An 18,194-nucleotide genomic window follows, 5' to 3' on the forward strand; every position below is an offset into this window, starting at 1 on the left:
TACGCTCAATAATGGCAGCGAGTTTACCGAGCGCACCACCAAACTCAAGAGAAATTGAGTGAATGCTCTAGCGAAAATGTAAAAACGTGATTCAACAGACCAGACCGCCGTTATTGGGCGGTCAGCGCATTAAGCGGTTTAACAGTAAGGGATGCTGACGTCGACGTGGATGCGGGCGGCTAATATCCAGCAAACACTCTTCAACCGCTTCTGGAAAACGGACCTGCGACCAAAGCTGGTGAAATAAACTGTGTGTTTGGTCGAGCTCACCTTTGACCAGCCACTCCGCTAACGCTATTGCGACATCAGGGTAACGGATCTCGCCGGTGGCCGGGGCTTTCAACCAATCTCTCACCGCGCGAGCGTCTAAGTGTGTCATGGCGTGCGCCAACCCTAATTGTGCCAGCGTTGCCACATTACTCAGCTGCTCAAACTGTCCTGCCAAGGGTTTTAGCAACAATTTTTTCCCCATGGTTAATGCTTCAGAAGGCAGTTCAAAGCCACCATTCGCGATCACACCTTGACAAGCCTTTAGCGCAGCATGAAAGCTGGCTTTCCCAAGTGGCATAAAGCGAATATTCTCTCGCCGATAGCCTTGCTTCACATCTGGATGAAAACAGACAAAACCTTGGTTAAAGCGCAGTAACAGCGCCGTCACTGCATCGAGTGACTCAAAAGGAAGATAGACCAAGACATCCTCTGATTGACTCGCCTTTAGTGAAAGGCTGTCATCACTGCCGATATCAATGATGGGGGGCAAAMTCGGCTGATTAAAGTGATACCAATGGAGCCCTATGGCATGATCCGTCGGCGCAAAATAACGCATAATCAGCCGGTTTATCAGTCCTTCTTCCTGTTTAGGGACCGCATGGGCAAATGCAGCTTGATGGCTAATCGCCACGGAGGGAACGCCTTGCTGACGTGCCGCCCAAGCCGTGATAGGCTCAAAATCGGATACCACTTTGTCGTAGCCCGTAACATCGAGCGCGCGAATATCACGATAAAGTTGCCGAACGTGATGCTTTTTTGCCGTCTCAAGCAGCGCAATTTTACCGTCGCGACTGATAAAACTCATGCCGGTAAAAGTGCGATAGTCTCCAAACGGCGCCATATCAAAATAGCGCTCGGCAGGTCGTCCAGAAAAGACAAAATCCACACTCACGTCATACGCTTTTAGGGCCCTTGCCATCGCCCTTGCCCGTGAAATATGGCCGTTACCGGTTCCTTGCACACCGTATAAAAGCTTCATGTACTTGCCGCCATCCAGTAAAGATCGTCGGTGATGTTTTGTGCCAGCGCAGTACAGAGAAGTCCTAACACCGCGCCGACCAGAATATCGCTAACAAAATGGACCCCCAGCAATACGCGGGACAGCCCAATCAACCCCGCCCAAATAAAGGCCACTGTCGCCAAGGGGGGATAAAAGGTACTAATCAGCGAAGCCATTAAAAAAGCGGCCGCCGTGTGGCCAGAGGGCATGCTGTATAAATCTGAGGGCGTGATAAAAGCGGGCAGCTGTGAAGGCCGTGCGCGACGGAAGCTCCGTTTAAGAACCCAATAGATGGGCAATTCAATCGCAAAGGCGACGATTCCAGTGCACAACAACCATAAGCCAAATGCACCGTCTAGCCACCATGCGGCCAAGCCAATTCCTGCATATAACGGCCCATCACCAGAGTGTGATATCACCCGCGCTACTTTGGCTGTCGCTGCACTAAATCGATGAGAAAGGCACAGGTACGACACCGTATGGTCAAAACGTTGAATCGCTGTAAAGCTTCTCATCATGCCCCCGCTTTCGGTTAGCTGATGGTCAAACTCTAGTCAGCGGGTATGACAACGGGGTGACGTTATGAGGTCATATTGATGAAGATAACAATCCCTGTAGTTTGTCGTCCTGACACAGAGAAAGTGCTATCTAACTGCATAACTTCCTCGCAACCAACAGCCGTTTATTTCGAATTACACGCTCAAAAGCAGTGTAATAAACTGGTTTTAAGCGGGTTAACTAATCAGATCCATTTTTTTATTTTTTTGTGATTGACGCTTTCCCCGCCGCTCTGTTATTTCTGTAACCAGCAAACATATTGAATGGATAGTTCATGACACTGATTACACTACGCCTCATCCTCCTCCCTATCGTGACTCGGTCGCGCGGGTAGGTATTGGGCAGCAATCAGTGAATGCCAAATGTCAAAAACCCGCGCCAGACGCGGGTTTTTTTGTATCTAACGCCGTCAAAATAAAACACAGCGCCCATTAAGAGAGCCATGAAGGCGGCGAGCAAACACAACAGGGAGTCACACATGAGCGACAACAGTCAGGTCATCATCTTTGATACCACTTTGCGCGATGGTGAGCAGGCCTTATCCGCCAGCTTAACCGTGAAAGAGAAGTTGCAGATCGCCCAAGCCTTAGACCGACTGGGCGTCGACATTATTGAAGCCGGTTTTCCAGTCTCCTCACCGGGCGATTTTGAATCGGTGCGCACCATCGCTGAGCATATGCAACATGCGCGTGTTTGTGCCTTATCTCGCGCCGTCCCTAAAGACATTGATGTTGCCGCCGAGTCCCTCAAAGCCGCCGACGCTTTTCGTATCCACACCTTTTTATCCACCTCAACCATTCATGTAAAAGATAAGCTTCGCCGCAGCTACGATGACGTGGTCGAGATGGGAGTACGCGCCGTCAAGCACGCGCGCCAATACACGGACGATGTGGAGTTTTCCTGCGAAGATGCTGGGCGCACTCCGATTGACAACCTGTGCCGTATGGTGGAAGCGGCGATTGATGCCGGTGCGACCACCGTTAATATTCCCGACACCGTCGGCTATACGGTTCCCAGTGAATTCGGCGATATCATTGCAACCTTGTTTAATCGCGTCCCCAATATCGACAAAGCGGTAATTTCTGTCCACTGCCATGATGATTTGGGGATGTCAGTCGCCAACTCCATTGCCGCCATACAAGCCGGCGCCCGCCAAGTGGAAGGCACGATTAATGGCATCGGCGAACGCGCCGGTAACTGTGCGCTGGAAGAAATTGCAATGATTTTAAAAACCCGCGCCGACTTATTAGGTGTGGAAACCAAGTTAAATCACACCGAAATCGCACGCACCAGTAAGCTGGTTAGCCAACTTTGCAACATGCCAATCCAGCCCAACAAAGCCGTGGTCGGTACCAATGCCTTTAGCCACTCTTCTGGCATTCACCAAGATGGCATGCTGAAAAACAAAAATACCTACGAAATCATGACGCCAGAGTCGATAGGGTTAGGCAAAAAAGCGCTGAATTTGACCAGCCGATCCGGCCGCGCCGCAGTGAAAAGCCACATGGAAAACCTTGGCTATACCGAGCAAGACTACGATTTAGACACCTTGTATCAGTCATTCTTGCAGCTGGCAGATCGTAAAGGTCAGGTGTTCGATTACGACTTAGAAGCCTTGATGTTCTTCAACAACCTCAAAGAAGAGGACGACTTTTATAAGCTCAACTATCTAGGCGTGCAATCTGGCAGCCTAATGGCGACCACCAGCATCAAGTTGCAATGTGGCGATGAAGAAAAACGCGAGGCGGCAATCGGTAATGGCCCCGTCGATGCCCTTTATCAGTGCATCTACCGCATTACTGGCTACGACATTGAACTGGATAAATTCGATCTGACCGCCAAAGGAGAAGGGGAAGATGGTCTCGGTCAAGCCGACATTATTGCCAACTACAAGGGCCGTAAATATCACGGCACCGGGGTCTCAACCGACATTATCGAAGCCTCCGGTGAGGCGCTATTGCACGTGATCAATGCCATCTATCGCGCGGATAAAATTGCGCAGATCAAGGAACAATCCCACTTAAAACAGGAGACAGTATAACCATGGCCAGCGCACACCAGATTGCAATTTTACCCGGCGACGGTATCGGCCCCGAAGTAATGGCGCAAGCCGAAAAAGTGCTTGATGCGGTGAGTGAGCGATTCTCACTCACCTTTGAGCGTCACCACTACCCTGTGGGCGGTGCTGCGATTGATGCCCACGGCTCCCCTTTGCCGGCGCACACCTTGGCTGGCTGTGAAAAAGCGGATGCGATTTTATTTGGCTCAGTCGGCGGCCCCAAGTGGGAGCATTTACCGCCAACCGAACAACCGGAGCGCGGTGCCTTACTGCCGCTACGCAAGCACTTTGGTCTGTTTTGTAATTTGCGTCCGGCACAAATCCATACCGGTCTCGAAGGCTTTTGCCCGCTGCGCGCCGACATTGCCGACAAAGGCTTTAACATCGTGGTGGTGCGAGAACTGACCGGCGGGATTTACTTTGGTGAGCCCAAAGGGCGCGAAGGAGAAGGCCGCGAGGAAAAAGCGTTTGATACGGAAGTCTATCATCGCTATGAAATTGAGCGTATTGCCCGTATTGCCTTTCATTCGGCCCAGCTTCGCAACAAACACGTGTGCTCAATCGATAAAGCCAATGTGCTGCAAAGCTCGATGCTGTGGCGTGAAGTGGTAGAAGAAGTAGCAAAGGACTATCCAGATGTCCGCTTAAGCCATATGTATATCGACAACGCCACCATGCAGCTGATCAAAGACCCGTCGCAATTTGATGTGATGCTATGCTCGAACATTTTCGGCGACATCATCTCCGATGAGTGCGCCATGATCACTGGCTCAATGGGCATGTTGCCATCCGCGAGCTTGAACGCGAGTAAATTTGGTTTGTATGAACCCGCCGGCGGCTCTGCACCCGATATTGCGGGTAAAAATATCGCCAACCCAGTGGCGCAAATTCTCTCCGCCGCGCTCATGCTGCGCTACTCGTTAGGCGAAGAAGACGCAGCCTGCGCGATTGAGCATGCAGTCAGCCACGCGCTGGCGGCCGGTGAGTTGACCGCGGATCTAGCGGGTAACCGCCCCGCATTGAGTACCGAACAAATGGGCGATCGTATCGCCGCGTATATCCGCCAAGGCGCAGAATAATTACCCGTAAGGATACGAGCTATGTCGAATGCAAACACCCAACAAGGCGCTAAGACCTTGTATGAAAAAATCTATCAAGCCCATGTGGTCACCGAGCAGCCAGGCGAAGCGCCGCTACTGTATATCGACCGTCATTTGGTGCACGAAGTGACCTCACCACAAGCCTTTGATGGCCTGCGTGAAAAAGGGCGCCCCGTGCGCCAAGTGAGCAAAACTTTCGCCACCATGGATCACAATGTCTCCACCGAAACCAAAGACATTAACGCGTCAGGGGAAATGGCGCGCATCCAAATGGAAACCTTGGCCAAAAACTGCGAAGAGTTCGGTGTCACTCTGTACGACTTAAATCATCCTTACCAAGGCATTGTGCATGTGATGGGCCCCGAGCTTGGCATTACCCTGCCCGGCACCACCATCGTATGTGGTGATTCGCACACCGCAACCCACGGTGCCTTCGGCTCCCTCGCCTTTGGTATTGGCACCTCAGAAGTCGAACACGTACTGGCCACCCAAACACTCAAGCAATCCCGCGCCCGCACGATGAAAATTGAAGTCACGGGCAAAACAGCCCCCGGGATCACTGCCAAAGATATTGTCCTTGCGATTATAGGCAAGGTCGGTCATGCCGGCGGCACTGGGCATGTGGTGGAGTTTTGTGGGGACGCCATCACTGCCTTGTCGATGGAAGGGCGAATGACGGTCTGCAACATGGCCATCGAATTAGGCGCAAAAGCTGGCCTGATCGCGCCAGATGACACCACCTTTGCCTACCTAAAAGACAAAAAATTTGCCCCTAAAGGCGAGCAATGGCAGCAAGCCGTCGCGTATTGGCAAACCTTGCACTCGGATGCCGATGCGCACTTTGATCGCGTGGTCACTCTCGATGGCAGTCAAATCCATCATCAAGTCACATGGGGCACCAACCCCGGCCAAGTGGTCAGTGTGCATGATAGCGTGCCTGCTCCAGAGAGCATGACCGACCCGATAGAGCGCCACTCGGCTGAGCGTGCCTTAAAGTACATGGGGCTGACGGCAGGCCAAGCCATTACAGATATCCGCATCGATAAAGTCTTTATTGGCTCTTGCACCAACTCACGGATTGAAGACATGCGCGCAGCCGCCGCTGTCGCCAAAGGACGACGCGTGGCAGAGGGTGTACATGCCATGGTGGTGCCGGGCTCCGAGCAAGTACGCGCCCAAGCAGAGCAAGAAGGGCTGGATGTGATTTTCCGCGAAGCGGGCTTTGAGTGGCGCTTGCCCGGCTGCTCGATGTGTTTGGCAATGAACAACGATCGCTTAGGTCCCAAAGAGCGCTGTGCATCCACCAGCAACCGTAACTTTGAAGGCCGCCAAGGCCGTGAAGGCCGTACCCACTTGGTCAGCCCTGCAATGGCCGCCGCCGCTGCTATTGCCGGTCATTTTATTGACGTTAACCAATTATAAGGAGGCCTTATGTCAGGCATACACACTCATACCGGCATTGTTGCCCCATTGGATGCGGCGAACGTCGATACCGATGCGATCATCCCTAAACAATTTTTGCAAAAAGTCACCCGTACTGGCTTTGGTCAGCACCTGTTTCACGATTGGCGCTTTTTAGACGATGCGGGTAAACAGCCAAACCCAGAGTTTGTGCTCAATCAAGCGCGCTACCAAGGGGCGAGCGTGTTACTCACTCGCGAAAACTTTGGCTGTGGCTCGTCACGCGAACATGCTCCTTGGGCACTGGATGATTACGGCTTTAAAGTGATTATCGCCCCCAGTTTTGCCGATATTTTCTATGGCAACTGCATTAATAACCAAATGGTGCCGGTGACCCTTGAAGAAGGCCAAATCGATGCTTTATTTACGTATGTGGCCGAAAATGAAGGCGCGACGGTAACGCTAGATTTGCCCGCCCAAACCATCCGTGCCGGTGAACACTGCTTTAGCTTCCAGATGGATGATTTTCGCCGTCATTGCTTGTTGGAAGGATTAGATAGCATTGGCCTCACGCTTCAGCACGACGCTGAGATCTCGCGCTTTGAGCAAAACATTCCCGCCTTTTTGGCATAACACAACGCTTTAACCACTAAAACGCTGCTTGAGCAGCGTTTTTTTATGGCCATGAAAGCAAACATGGCGCAAGCTGGTCTAGGATATAAACAAGATACGCTCGCGATTGAGGAAGCGGTATGCGAACACGGATCACGCTCATTTTTTGGTTACTCGTTGCTTTTCCAGCCTTGGCCGCCCCGAAAGCCGATTATTGGGCAATGTGGGATACGCACAACCCCGCCAGCCAAGCCACATTTACTCATCACAGCTGGCAAGTATTACTCGATAAGTATTTACAGCCTCAAGGACAGCACACCTTATTTAACTACGCAGCCGTCACCGAGGCCGATAAAGCGACTCTCGATCATTACATTGGCATGCTCACCGCGCGCGACCCGCGCACCCTGACCAAAGACGAACAATACGCGTACTGGGTTAATCTCTACAATTCAGTCACCGTAAAGCTCATTTTGGACGCGTATCCTGTCCGTTCAATCACCAAACTCGGTGGCCTGTTTAGCTTTGGACCTTGGGATGATGAGGTGGTCACGGTGGCAGGTGAACCCCTTACCTTGAATGATATTGAGCACCGCATTCTGCGCCCGCTATGGCAAGATCCGCGTACCCACTATGCGGTCAATTGTGCCAGCCTTGGCTGTCCGAACCTACAGCCACAAGCCTTTCAAGCCGACACCTTGGAGGCACAATTAGAACAAGCCGCCTACACCTTTATCAACAGTGATAAAGGCGTCAGTCAGCAAGGCGAACAATGGCAGCTTTCTTCTATCTATGAGTGGTTTAAGGCCGATTTTGGCGGCAGTGAACAAGGGGTGATCGCCCATATCAATCAATACCGCGATATCAAGCTTCCCGAGGATGCACGCTTAGACTATGACTACGACTGGGCGCTTAACCGAACCGCTGACTAAAAGGCTTGGTTAACCCTAAGCCAATCAGTACAATGGCGTGGTACTCATTGGGGAGCCTCTTGGCTGAGATTGCGCGCCGCGCTAAACCCATCGAACCTGATCCAGCTAACACTGGCGTAGGGATTGAGACTTGATGATGTCATCAACCAGCCTCAACACCCACGCCCAACTTAGGAGCGTGCTGTGAAAGTCATTACGTCTGTTTTAACCGTACTTTCTTTGTCTCTGTTATCGCTTGGCGCCCGCGCCGCTGACCCGCTGACTATTTATACCTACGACTCATTTATCGCCGAGTGGGGCGCAGGGCCAAAAATCAAAACCGCCTTCGAAAAACGCTGTAACTGTGAGGTCGAGTTTGTGTCCCTTGAAGACGGCGCAGCCTTGCTCAACCGCATGCGGATTGAAGGCAGTACCACCAGCGCCGATATCGTGCTGGGTATGGACACCAATTTAATGAAAGAAGCGGAGCGGAGCGGCATTGTCGCCGAGCACGCAGTGAATACGGAGCGCCTACAGGTACCCGGCGGTTGGGATAATCCCTACTTTATCCCCTATGATTACGGCTACTTTGCCTTCGTGTATGACACCACGCGCCTGCTCGATCCGCCCAAGAGCTTGAAAGCCTTGATTGAAGATCGTGATGACATCAGTGTGATTTACCAAGATCCCCGTGTCTCCACCGTTGGCCAAGGCTTAATGCTGTGGATCCAGAAAGTATACGGCGATCAAAGTCAGCAAGCATGGCGTGATCTCGCGGAGAATACCATTACCGTGACCAAAGGCTGGACCGAGGCGTACAATATGTTTCTGAACAAGGAAGCAGACATGGTGCTCTCTTACACCACATCACCGGCTTACCATTTGGTTGCCGATGATGATGACCGCTTTGCCGCCGCGACGTTTGAAGAAGGCCATTATATGCAGATTGAAGTGGCCGCGAAATCAGCCTACACCGACCAGCCAGAACTGGCGGATGCGTTTTTGCAGTTTATGATTAGCGATGAAGCGCAGTCGATCATTCCCCTTACGCAATGGATGTATCCTGTTACTGATATCACGTTACCAGATGCCTTCTATACCTTGAATAAACCCGAGAAGAGTCTGCTTTATCAACCCGATGAAGTGATGGGCAACCGTCAACAATGGGTGCGTGACTGGCAAACAGCGTTGGTTGAATAGTCGTCATGCTCAATCCTTCACGCACCTGGCCGGGCAGTCTCGCGGCCAGTCTCGTCGTGCTTTTAATTGGCAGCGCCCTATGGGCGCTGTTCTCTCACAGCCAAGATCTTAACCTTGAGGCACTATGGCAAGATGCCTACCTTCGTCACGTCACCGTATTTAGCTTCAAGCAAGCCACTTTATCAGTGATCCTCAGCGTGGGATTAGCGATTCCTGTTGCCCACGCCCTGTCGCGTCGCGAGTTTGCCGGTAAACGTTGGTTGTTGAAACTGTTTGCCATGACCTTAGTGCTGCCTGTGCTGATCGGGGTATTTGGCTTGGTGGCCATTTTTGGTCGCAGCGGCTTGATCGCCGACACCCTACAACATTTTGATCTTTCCATGCCGTTTTCCATTTATGGATTGAGCGGCATTTTGCTGGCACACGTGTTTTTCAACTTACCATTTTCCGCCCAGATCATGGTGCAAGCGCTCGAGGGGATCCCCGCCGATCAACGCCGCTTAGCGACGCAATTAGGTTTAGGTGGCTGGCAGCGTTTTCGTCACCTTGAATGGCCTTATCTTCGCCAAAGTTTGCCCCATATCGTCGGACTGGTGTTTATGCTCTGCTTTACCAGTTTTGCTACCGTCATGGCGCTTGGCGGCGGCCCTAAAGCCACCACCATAGAGCTGGCCATTTACCAAGCCATTCGCTTTGACTTTGACTTGCAAACCGGCGCGGCATTGGCGCTATGGCAGATGATGCTGTGCGGCACGATTGCGTTTGTGGTGCAAACATTCACACGCGCGGTGCCGAATACACCCAGTGAAGTATTACCGTTGCCGCATGCCCTCGATAGCCGAGCGGCGAAATGCTGGGATCTGCTCTGGATAACCTTGGTCTTGCTTCTCGTATTGCCGCCACTGGGTGTGGTGCTGTATCGCGGGCTCAACCCAAGTGCGCTCACTGTCCTTGCCGATACAGCGTTATGGCAAGCCACCATGCACTCATTATGGGTGGCCACCGGCGCGACCGCTATCGCATTTGTGTTGGCAATTGCGGTGATCTTAGCCAGCCGTCACTGGCGGTTTCATGGTCAAAAAAGGCGAGCCGATGGTATTGAGACGCTAGGAGCCATGATTCTGGTAGTGCCCAGTATCGTATTAAGTACAGGACTGTTTTTGCTGTTTCGCCAATTTAGCGATGTCTTTAGCCTCGCCTTGTGGTTGGTGATGGGAGTCAATGCCCTGATGGCGTTACCTTACTTGATTAAGGTGCTCAGTGCCCCCGCCTATCAAGTGGCGCAATCTTATCATGCACTCTGTGCCACCTTAGGCGTGCGTGGGATCACTCGCTTGCGCTTAATTGAATGGCAGTGCTTACGCCGCCCAATAGCACGTGGCCTCGCGGTCAGCTTTGTCCTCTCGATGGGCGATCTCAGCGCCATCTCTTTATTTGGTAGCCAACACTTTCAAACACTGCCTTTGTATCTATTTCGTCTGATGGGCAGTTATCAAATGGATGCGGGCGCCGCGGCGGCCATGCTGTTATTAGCGACCAGTTTAGGCAGCTACGCTCTGATCATCCGCCTCGTCCAATGGAGACACGCATGCTAACCCTTTCCAATATCACGTATCGCTACCAGCAAGCGTGGATGCACTTCGACGCTCACATCGCGCCGGGAGAGATTGTTGCTGTACTCGGCCCAAGTGGCGCCGGGAAAAGTACCTTACTCTCTCTGATTGCAGGATTGATTGCTCCTGATAGTGGCGAGATTTTGATTGCAGGTAAGCCAGTCACTACCGCGCCGGCTCACCAGCGCCCACTCTCCATCCTGTTTCAAGAGCATAATGTCTTCACCCACTTATCGGTGTTTGACAACATGGCGATTGGACTTTCGCCCTCACTCAAGCTCAGTCACGCACAAAAAGAGAGCGTGAGAAGCGCCGCGGACGCTGTGGGGCTGACACCTTATTTAGATCGTTTACCCGGCGCATTGTCCGGCGGGCAGCGCCAGCGGATTGCACTCGGACGAAGTATTGCGCGTCAACAGCCTCTGTTATTACTTGATGAGCCTTTTTCAGCCCTTGACCCTGCGTTGAAAAAAGACATGTTAGCCTTAGTGAAACGGACCGCCCACGCGCAAGGTACAACCGTTTTGATGGTGACCCATCACCCCGACGATGCGAAAGCCATTGCCTCTCGTTTTCTTTACGTCGATGAGGGACAGGTTGCCTTATCTCGCCCCGTGTCGGATCTGAATGCGCCTCCACCGGCCATGCATCGTTACATGGGCATGATGGAATCCCCCTAATAGATGGCGCCTCCTCGATTGGCTTCTATACTGACAACAGGAATAGACCCTTTTCAGGAGGCGCTTTGTGCCCGCCAGTAGCATTCAGATACTCGACTCTATCGTCGATTTCACAGCCAAAACTGAAGTTGATGCGATTACCAAGAGCCTACTGACGTCGATCCTTGAGTTAACGCCTATCAGTGAAGTGGTGTTACTTGATTACTGCTCTGGACTGAATCCCCCTTTCACGGTGCTGGGTACCAATGACAACAGCGCCTTTCAGCAAGAAAATATCGAACAAGTGGATGCACTTCTGGAAGACTGCCTCGAGAGCCAAGAGGTCACCATGCATCAGGCTTACGATCACACCTTGGTTGCAGTCCCTATCTATTACGAAAAAGACGAGGACATTCGCGGTGTCTTATGTGGCCGCGCCGAGCAATTAAACGAGGAACAGCTCGCTATGGTGTCTGGCCTCATTCACATCTATGAGAACTATCAACAAATCATTATGGCCAGCGAGCGAGACAGCTTCACCGGCCTATTCAATCGCAAGGTACTGACCAAAAAATTAGACCTGATTAGTGATCGCTTAGCGCAAGCGCCCGCGGCGATCGACAGCGACTTGGATCAGGCGAGTTATCCTTGGATTTGTATTTTTGATGTCGACCATTTCAAGCAAATTAATGATAACTTTGGCCATGTATTTGGCGATGAAGTCATTTTGTTGCTCGCGTCTTTAATGCGACAAACTTTTTCTGTCGAAGACACCCTGTTTCGCTACGGCGGGGATGAATTTATGGTGTTACTTCATCCTTGCACACGCGCCATGGCCGAACAAAAAGCCAATACCTTTATTGCCAATGTCAACGCGCGCGACTTTGGCGCGGCGGAAACCGTGACCATTTCCATGGGCGCAACGCGTATCGATAAAGCGCATCAGAGCACCAGTACCTTATTGGGTAATGCGGATCAGGCGCTTTATCACGCCAAGCAAAACGGTCGCAATCAAGTGGCTTTCTACGAAAGATTGCTGGAAAGCGGGATCATCAAAACCTTTATTGCCGCCGACGATGTCGAGCTGTTTTAACTGTAGAAAAACACGGCGGCTGAGCCGCCGGCTCGGTTAAAGGTTTTCTTCGGCAAACTCAGCAAGACGACTGCGTACTACCCCATTGAGGTATACGCACGCACTGCCCTCGAAATTTTTAAATCGCTCGACAATGTAAGTCAGCCCTGAGGTGACCGGCGTGAGGTAGGGGGAGTCAATTTGCGCTAAGTTGCCTGAGCAAACCAGCTTAGTCCCTTCACCACAGCGGGTGATAATGGTCTTCAGTTGCGAGGCAGTCAGGTTCTGACACTCATCCAAGATCACAAACGCATTTTGAATCGAGCGACCACGCATAAAGTTAATCGACTTAAACTGTAAGTTGGCTTTCTCCATGATGTAACGCATCGAACCATCCGTGCATTCATCATTCATGTGCAGCGCTTCTAACRTATCGGTCACCGCACCCAGCCAAGGCAGCATTTTTTCCTCTTCCGTGCCCGGCAAATAACCGATCGATTCACCAATATCTGGGGTGTTGCGGGTAACGATGATCTTGTCATACATTCCCTTTTCCACCACCTGTTCTAGCGCGGCGGCCATCGCCAGAATGGTTTTCCCGCACCCTGCCGGCCCGGTCAAAATGGTTAGATCAATGGTCGGGTCCAGTAACGCGTCCATCGCCATGCCTTGGTAGATATTTTTCGGCTTTACATCCCAAGCACTGCGGTGCATCAGTCGCTCGCGACTAAGGTCTTTAATGATCGCTTTTTCACCATTGATGGCTTGAATACGTGCCGCGAAATCGTCGCTTTCATCCAACAAGTACTGGTTAACGAACGGCGTTTCCAATAATTCAGACGGTAAGGTGTGGAGGGTATCTGAGCCATACGCTTGGCTATCACATTCCCCGACTTTGTCCCAAAAACTGCCCTCAAAGGTATGAAACCCTTTGGTCAGCAATCGCACATCGTCAATCAATTGATCCGTGCGATAGTCTTCCACATACATCACTCCCGCGCCTTTAGCGCGCAGTCGCATATTAATATCTTTGGTCACCAATACGACTTTGCGTGGTGAGCGTTTGGTTTGTAGATATAGCACCGCATTTAAAATTCGGTTATCGCCAGCCTTGTCAGCAAAGGCGTGTACCGTTTCTTTAATTTCAAAGTCGGCCAGTATCGAAACGGTGCCCGTCGCATCCCCTTTACCGACGGCAATACCCTCGCCGATTTCATCGGGAGTTGCTTCTTTAAAGATATCTTCCAACGCTCGAATCGCGACACGCGCATCTCGTGAGACATCACGCTTGCTGTCTTTGATGCGGTCAAGCTCTTCGAGGACGGTCATGGGGATCACAACATCGTGTTCTTGGAAGGAGTAAATAGCGAAGGGTTCGTGGAGGAGAATATTGGTATCCAATACAAACAGCTTCCGGTCGGCGTCGCCCATAGGCACCTCCTGTGTCGGCAGTTCACTGTCGGTGACAGCGCTTAAGTTAAGCGTAGACCTGGCATTGGGAATTCCCAATCTATTTCGCTGCGCCACGTCACGCTTTTATCTTTGCCGCGTGATAATGACGTTTGTGTGTCAGCGTGACCTTTGCGGGGATTCATTGAGTTTCATCGTGACGCTCCTCACAAGTTCGAGTACTATTGGCGGCCAATTTTTTCAGTGCCACACTGAATAGCACAGTATTTAAACGGCGCCGCTGTCGCGGGGCTGCGTCTTCGACAATCGAGTTAATTCAGAGGTTTTCCCCTATGTCATTTGCGCTTGGACAACGTTGGATCAGTGATACGGAGCATGATCTAGGACTGGGCACCGTGGTGTCTGTTGACGGCCGTACCGTGACCCTAATGTTTCCTGCTAGTGATGAAACACGGCTGTATGCCAGCCACGATGCACCCGTTACCCGAGTGATGTTCAACCCGGGCGATGAGGTGGAAAGCCATGAAGGCTGGACCATGACAGTCTCGCGTGTTGAGGAAAACGACGGGGTATTAACCTATATCGGTGCGCGCAATGATACCGGCGAAGACGAGGTGTCTCTGCGCGAAATCTTGCTCAGTCACCAGATTCGTTTTAACAAACCGCAAGACAAGCTGTTTGCTGGCCAACTTGATCGCATGGATCGTTTTGCCCTGCGTTATCGTGCGCTAACCAATCAACACCAGCAACTGCGCAGCCCATTACGCGGTTTAACCGGCATGCGTGCTGGTCTGATCCCTCATCAGCTTTACATTGCTCATGAAGTCGGTCGCCGTCATGCGCCACGCGTATTGCTTGCCGATGAAGTCGGCTTGGGTAAAACCATTGAAGCGGGCATGATTATCCACCAGCAGGTGCTGGCAGGTCGCGCAGAGCGAGTCTTGATTGTGGTGCCCGAAACCTTGCAGCACCAATGGTTGGTCGAGATGATGCGCCGCTTTAATCTGCACTTCTCGATTTTTGACGAAGAGCGCTGTGTTGAGGCCCTAGCGGATGCCTACAACCCCTTTGATACCCAACAGTTGGTCCTGTGTTCGCTGGAGTTTTTGCGTAAAAATCGCCGTCGTGTCGAACAAGTCTGTGAAACCCACTGGGATCTGCTAGTGGTCGATGAGGCGCATCACCTGTCATGGGCACCGGATTCCCCCAGCCGCGAATACCAAATCATTGAGAGCATCGCCGAACATACACCGGGCGTGTTGCTACTCACTGCCACACCGGAGCAACTTGGCCAACAAAGCCACTTTGCCCGCCTGCGTCTGCTCGACCCAGATCGCTTCTACGATTACGACGCCTTTGTGGAAGAGGCAGCGCAATACGCGCCAGTAGCAGAAGCGGTTGAAGCTTTGCTTGCCGATGCGCCCCTGAGTGATGCTGCACAACATAGCATCCGCATCTTGCTCCAAAGCGGCGATTTGGAGCAGCGCTTGGCCCTCATCCACAGTGATGATGAGTCGACTCAGCACGATGCTCGCCAACAGTTAATTGACGATCTCATGGACCGCCACGGGACCGGCCGTGTTCTCTTCCGTAATACTCGTGCAGCAATCAGTGGCTTTCCAACCAGAAAGCTGCACATGCATGCACTTGCTTTACCCAAACAGTATCAAACGGCCATGCGCGTTGCCGAGATGATGGGCGGCCGTCTCGCGGGGGAACAAAAGGCGGTACAAAACCTCTATCCTGAAGATATTTATCAACAGTTCGAAGGCGACAGTGCCAGCTGGTGGGGCTTTGATCCGCGCATCGATTGGTTACTCGATTACCTGAAAACGCACCGTAACGATAAAGTCCTGATCATTTGTTCACGGGCGCAAACCGCCTTGACCTTAGAGCAGGCGCTGCGTGAGCGCGAAGGGATCCGTGGCACTGTGTTCCACGAAGGCATGTCGATTGTCGAGCGAGACAAAGCCGCGGCTTACTTTGCCCAAGAGGAAGGGGGCGCGCAGGTGTTGATCTGCTCGGAGATCGGCTCAGAAGGCCGGAACTTCCAGTTTGCGCATCAGTTGGTGATGTTCGACTTACCCATGAACCCAGACCTTTTGGAGCAGCGTATCGGTCGTCTTGACCGTATCGGCCAGCAACAAGATATTGCCATTCACGTCCCCTATCTTGAAGGCACCGCGCAAACTATTTTGGCACGCTGGTATCACGAAGGTCTCGACGCGTTTGAAGATACCTGCCCAACCGGTCGTGCGGTGTTCGAGCAATACGGCGAGACCTTACTCACCCTGCTGGCCGCGAACCAACAAGACGACGCCCTCAGCACGCTGATCGAAGACAGCGCTGCCATGAACCAGCGCCTCAAAGCGGAAATGGAGCAAGGTCGCGATAAACTGTTAGAAATGCATTCACATGGTGGGGACGCGGCGAAACAGTTAGCGCAGACGATTGCCGACCAAGATGGCGATACCGGCTTGGTCACCTTTACCTTGGGACTATTTGATACCATCGGCGTCAACCAAGATGACAAAGGGGAAAATGCGCTGGTAGTCACACCATCAGAACATATGATGGTTCCGAGTTATCCGGGTCTCCCCACCGATGGCTGTACCATCACCTTTGATCGCGATACGGCGCTCAGTCGCGAAGACGTCCAGTTTGTCTCGTGGGAGCACCCTATCGTGCGTGGCGGTATCGACTTGCTACTGAGCGAAAACATCGGCACCACTGCAGTCTCTTTGCTCAAAAACAAAGCGCTGCCGGTGGGCACCTTGTTCCTCGAACTCATCTATGTGGTGGATGCCCAAGCGCCGAAATCAAGCGGGATTCATCGCTTCTTACCGCAAACGCCGGTACGTGTCTTGCTGGATGCGAATGGCAACGATTTATCCGCCAATGTGGAGTTTGAGGGTTTCCATCGCCAGTTAAGCCCCGTCAATCGCCATTTGGGCAGCAAAATGGTTAACTCGGTACAAAGCCAAGTTCACCGCTTGATTGAAAAAAGTGAGCCTTTAGCTGAAAAAGCACTGGGGGAGATTCAAACCCGTGCTCACCAAGAAATGGAAAGCGAGCTGACCCAAGCCTTGGCGCGTTTAGAGGCACTCAAAACCGTCAACCCCAATATCCGTGATGCCTTGGCTTGATATTCTCTATCAAGATGCGGATTTGGTGGTGATCAATAAACCCAGCGGTTTACTGGCCAACCCTGGCCGCGATCCGGCCCACTACGATAGTGCGTGGTCACGGGTGAAAGACGCCTTTCCCGCAGCGGAGCTGGTCCATCGCTTAGATATGTCGACGTCTGGTGTGATGGCCTTTGCCGCCCACAAAGAGGCTGAGCGAAACCTTAAGGCCCAGTTCCGAGATCGTATTCCAACCAAACTTTACTACGCCGAAGTCTGGGGACATCCTGCTGATCATGAAGGGCACATTGATTTGCCGCTGATTTGTGATTGGCCTAACCGCCCGCGCCAAAAGGTCTGCTTTGAGCATGGGAAACCATCGCAGACACACTATCGCTGTTTACACACCTACCCTAAGACCAGTTTGATGGCCTTGTACCCGCTGACAGGGCGCTCGCACCAGCTTCGTGTGCACATGCAATCGTTGGGACATAGCATCGTTGGCGATGAGTTTTACGCCTCTCCAGAGGCACTCGACTATGCCTCTCGCCTTCATTTGCACGCGGCCGAGCTGAGTTTATTACACCCAACAACCGACGACGTCATGCATTTTCACGCCCCCTGTGAGTTTTATACCACGATGCCCACTAATCGACTTGCCGATGAGTATAAGCTGGCCTCACCCAGCGCGACCTAGCCCCCCCGAATTGCCCTCGCGTTCGCTGAAACGATTGCACAATGTGACGATATTTCGCACCCTAGAGCCATGGATTGAGACACGGAGATCAACATGGCTCAGCGTACCCCCGTCAATATCGTCTTTCTCGACCGTAACACCATTCCAGCCCATATTGTGCTGCCCACACCTCACTCACCCCATCACTGGCAAGCCTATGGTGAAACACAGCCTGATGAGGTCGTGTCGCGTTTGCAAAAGGCCGAGGTCGCCATCACCAATAAAGTGGTTATCGATGAGACGGTGCTCGCCGCCTGTCCTAACCTCAAACTGATTGCGGTGGCCGCCACTGGGGTGAACAATGTCGACTTAGCCGCGTGCCAAGCGCGTGGAGTGCAAGTGTGTAACGTCCAAGGTTATGCCACTCAATCGGTACCTGAACACGTCATCGCCCTGATCTTTGCACTTAAACGTCAATTGCTCGGCTACCACCTCGACGTCCAACATGGCGCATGGCAACAGCATGGT

13 protein-coding genes, 2 pseudogenes and 1 riboswitch are annotated in these 18,194 nt (G+C 52.2%); of the genes and pseudogenes, 12 read left to right on the top strand and 3 right to left on the bottom strand.

Going from position 1 to position 18,194, the window contains the following annotated elements:
* Window positions 1-121: 121 nt before the first annotated feature.
* A complete protein-coding gene (locus tag BZJ17_RS09610; protein WP_077640560.1) occupies window positions 122-1,249 on the bottom strand; it encodes an MJ1255/VC2487 family glycosyltransferase in 1,128 nt (375 codons plus the stop codon).
* On the bottom strand, window positions 1,246-1,785 hold the full coding sequence (locus tag BZJ17_RS09615; RefSeq protein WP_069591008.1) for a phosphatase PAP2 family protein: 540 nt from the start codon (window positions 1,783-1,785) through the stop codon (window positions 1,246-1,248). Before BZJ17_RS09615 ends, BZJ17_RS09610 begins: the two co-directional genes overlap by 4 nt.
* A gap of 521 nt (window positions 1,786-2,306) precedes the next feature.
* Between BZJ17_RS09615 and leuA the strand changes: the two genes are divergently transcribed.
* From leuA to BZJ17_RS09660, 9 genes are all read left to right on the top strand, one after another.
* Window positions 2,307-3,869, top strand: a complete 1,563-nt coding sequence (gene leuA / locus BZJ17_RS09620) for a 2-isopropylmalate synthase (protein ID WP_069590988.1) — start codon at window positions 2,307-2,309, stop codon at window positions 3,867-3,869.
* Window positions 3,870-3,871: 2 nt separating this feature from the next.
* Window positions 3,872-4,966 (top strand): 3-isopropylmalate dehydrogenase, encoded by a 1,095-nt coding sequence (leuB, locus tag BZJ17_RS09625; protein WP_077640561.1) that lies wholly within the window; start codon window positions 3,872-3,874, stop codon window positions 4,964-4,966.
* A gap of 21 nt (window positions 4,967-4,987) precedes the next feature.
* The gene (leuC, locus tag BZJ17_RS09630; RefSeq protein ID WP_077640562.1) at window positions 4,988-6,409 is read left to right on the top strand and encodes a 3-isopropylmalate dehydratase large subunit; all 1,422 of its coding nucleotides are present in this window, start codon (window positions 4,988-4,990) and stop codon (window positions 6,407-6,409) included.
* A gap of 9 nt (window positions 6,410-6,418) precedes the next feature.
* On the top strand, window positions 6,419-7,021 hold the full coding sequence (leuD, locus tag BZJ17_RS09635) for a 3-isopropylmalate dehydratase small subunit (RefSeq protein ID WP_069590982.1): 603 nt from the start codon (window positions 6,419-6,421) through the stop codon (window positions 7,019-7,021).
* Window positions 7,022-7,140: 119 nt separating this feature from the next.
* Entirely contained in the window at window positions 7,141-7,932 is a 792-nt protein-coding gene (locus BZJ17_RS09640; RefSeq protein ID WP_069589570.1) for a DUF547 domain-containing protein, read from the top strand.
* Between the two features lie 38 nt (window positions 7,933-7,970).
* Window positions 7,971-8,072, top strand: a riboswitch (TPP riboswitch).
* Between the two features lie 52 nt (window positions 8,073-8,124).
* The gene (thiB, locus tag BZJ17_RS09645; RefSeq protein ID WP_069589736.1) at window positions 8,125-9,111 is read left to right on the top strand and encodes a thiamine ABC transporter substrate binding subunit; all 987 of its coding nucleotides are present in this window, start codon (window positions 8,125-8,127) and stop codon (window positions 9,109-9,111) included.
* Between the two features lie 5 nt (window positions 9,112-9,116).
* Window positions 9,117-10,706 (top strand): thiamine/thiamine pyrophosphate ABC transporter permease, encoded by a 1,590-nt coding sequence (gene thiP / locus BZJ17_RS09650; RefSeq protein WP_069589572.1) that lies wholly within the window; start codon window positions 9,117-9,119, stop codon window positions 10,704-10,706.
* Window positions 10,700-11,404 (top strand): thiamine ABC transporter ATP-binding protein, encoded by a 705-nt coding sequence (gene thiQ / locus BZJ17_RS09655; RefSeq protein ID WP_077640563.1) that lies wholly within the window; start codon window positions 10,700-10,702, stop codon window positions 11,402-11,404. Before thiP ends, thiQ begins: the two co-directional genes overlap by 7 nt.
* A gap of 67 nt (window positions 11,405-11,471) precedes the next feature.
* Entirely contained in the window at window positions 11,472-12,476 is a 1,005-nt protein-coding gene (locus tag BZJ17_RS09660; protein WP_077640564.1) for a GGDEF domain-containing protein, read from the top strand.
* A gap of 36 nt (window positions 12,477-12,512) precedes the next feature.
* Here the strand turns inward: BZJ17_RS09660 and BZJ17_RS09665 are convergent, their stop codons facing one another.
* The gene (locus BZJ17_RS09665; protein ID WP_077640565.1) at window positions 12,513-13,886 is read right to left on the bottom strand and encodes a PhoH family protein; all 1,374 of its coding nucleotides are present in this window, start codon (window positions 13,884-13,886) and stop codon (window positions 12,513-12,515) included.
* 311 nt (window positions 13,887-14,197) lie between these two features.
* On the opposite strand from BZJ17_RS09665, the pseudogene rapA reads away from it, so the two are divergent.
* The 3 genes and pseudogenes from rapA to BZJ17_RS17445 all read left to right on the top strand — a co-directional run.
* Window positions 14,198-16,999, top strand: a pseudogene (gene rapA, locus BZJ17_RS09670) (RNA polymerase-associated protein RapA); the annotation flags it as partial.
* Window positions 16,998-17,687: a bifunctional tRNA pseudouridine(32) synthase/23S rRNA pseudouridine(746) synthase RluA gene (rluA, locus tag BZJ17_RS09675; RefSeq protein WP_077640567.1), complete on the top strand. Its 690-nt coding sequence runs from the start codon at window positions 16,998-17,000 to the stop codon at window positions 17,685-17,687. The pseudogene rapA and the gene rluA, both read left to right, overlap by 2 nt.
* 93 nt (window positions 17,688-17,780) lie before the next feature.
* Window positions 17,781-18,194 (top strand): annotated as a pseudogene (locus BZJ17_RS17445) (glycerate dehydrogenase); the annotation flags it as partial.

Origin of the sequence: Salinivibrio sp. IB574 (assembly GCF_001996205.1) — a bacterium.
In the GTDB taxonomy this organism is placed as follows: Bacteria; Pseudomonadota; Gammaproteobacteria; order Enterobacterales; family Vibrionaceae; genus Salinivibrio; species Salinivibrio proteolyticus.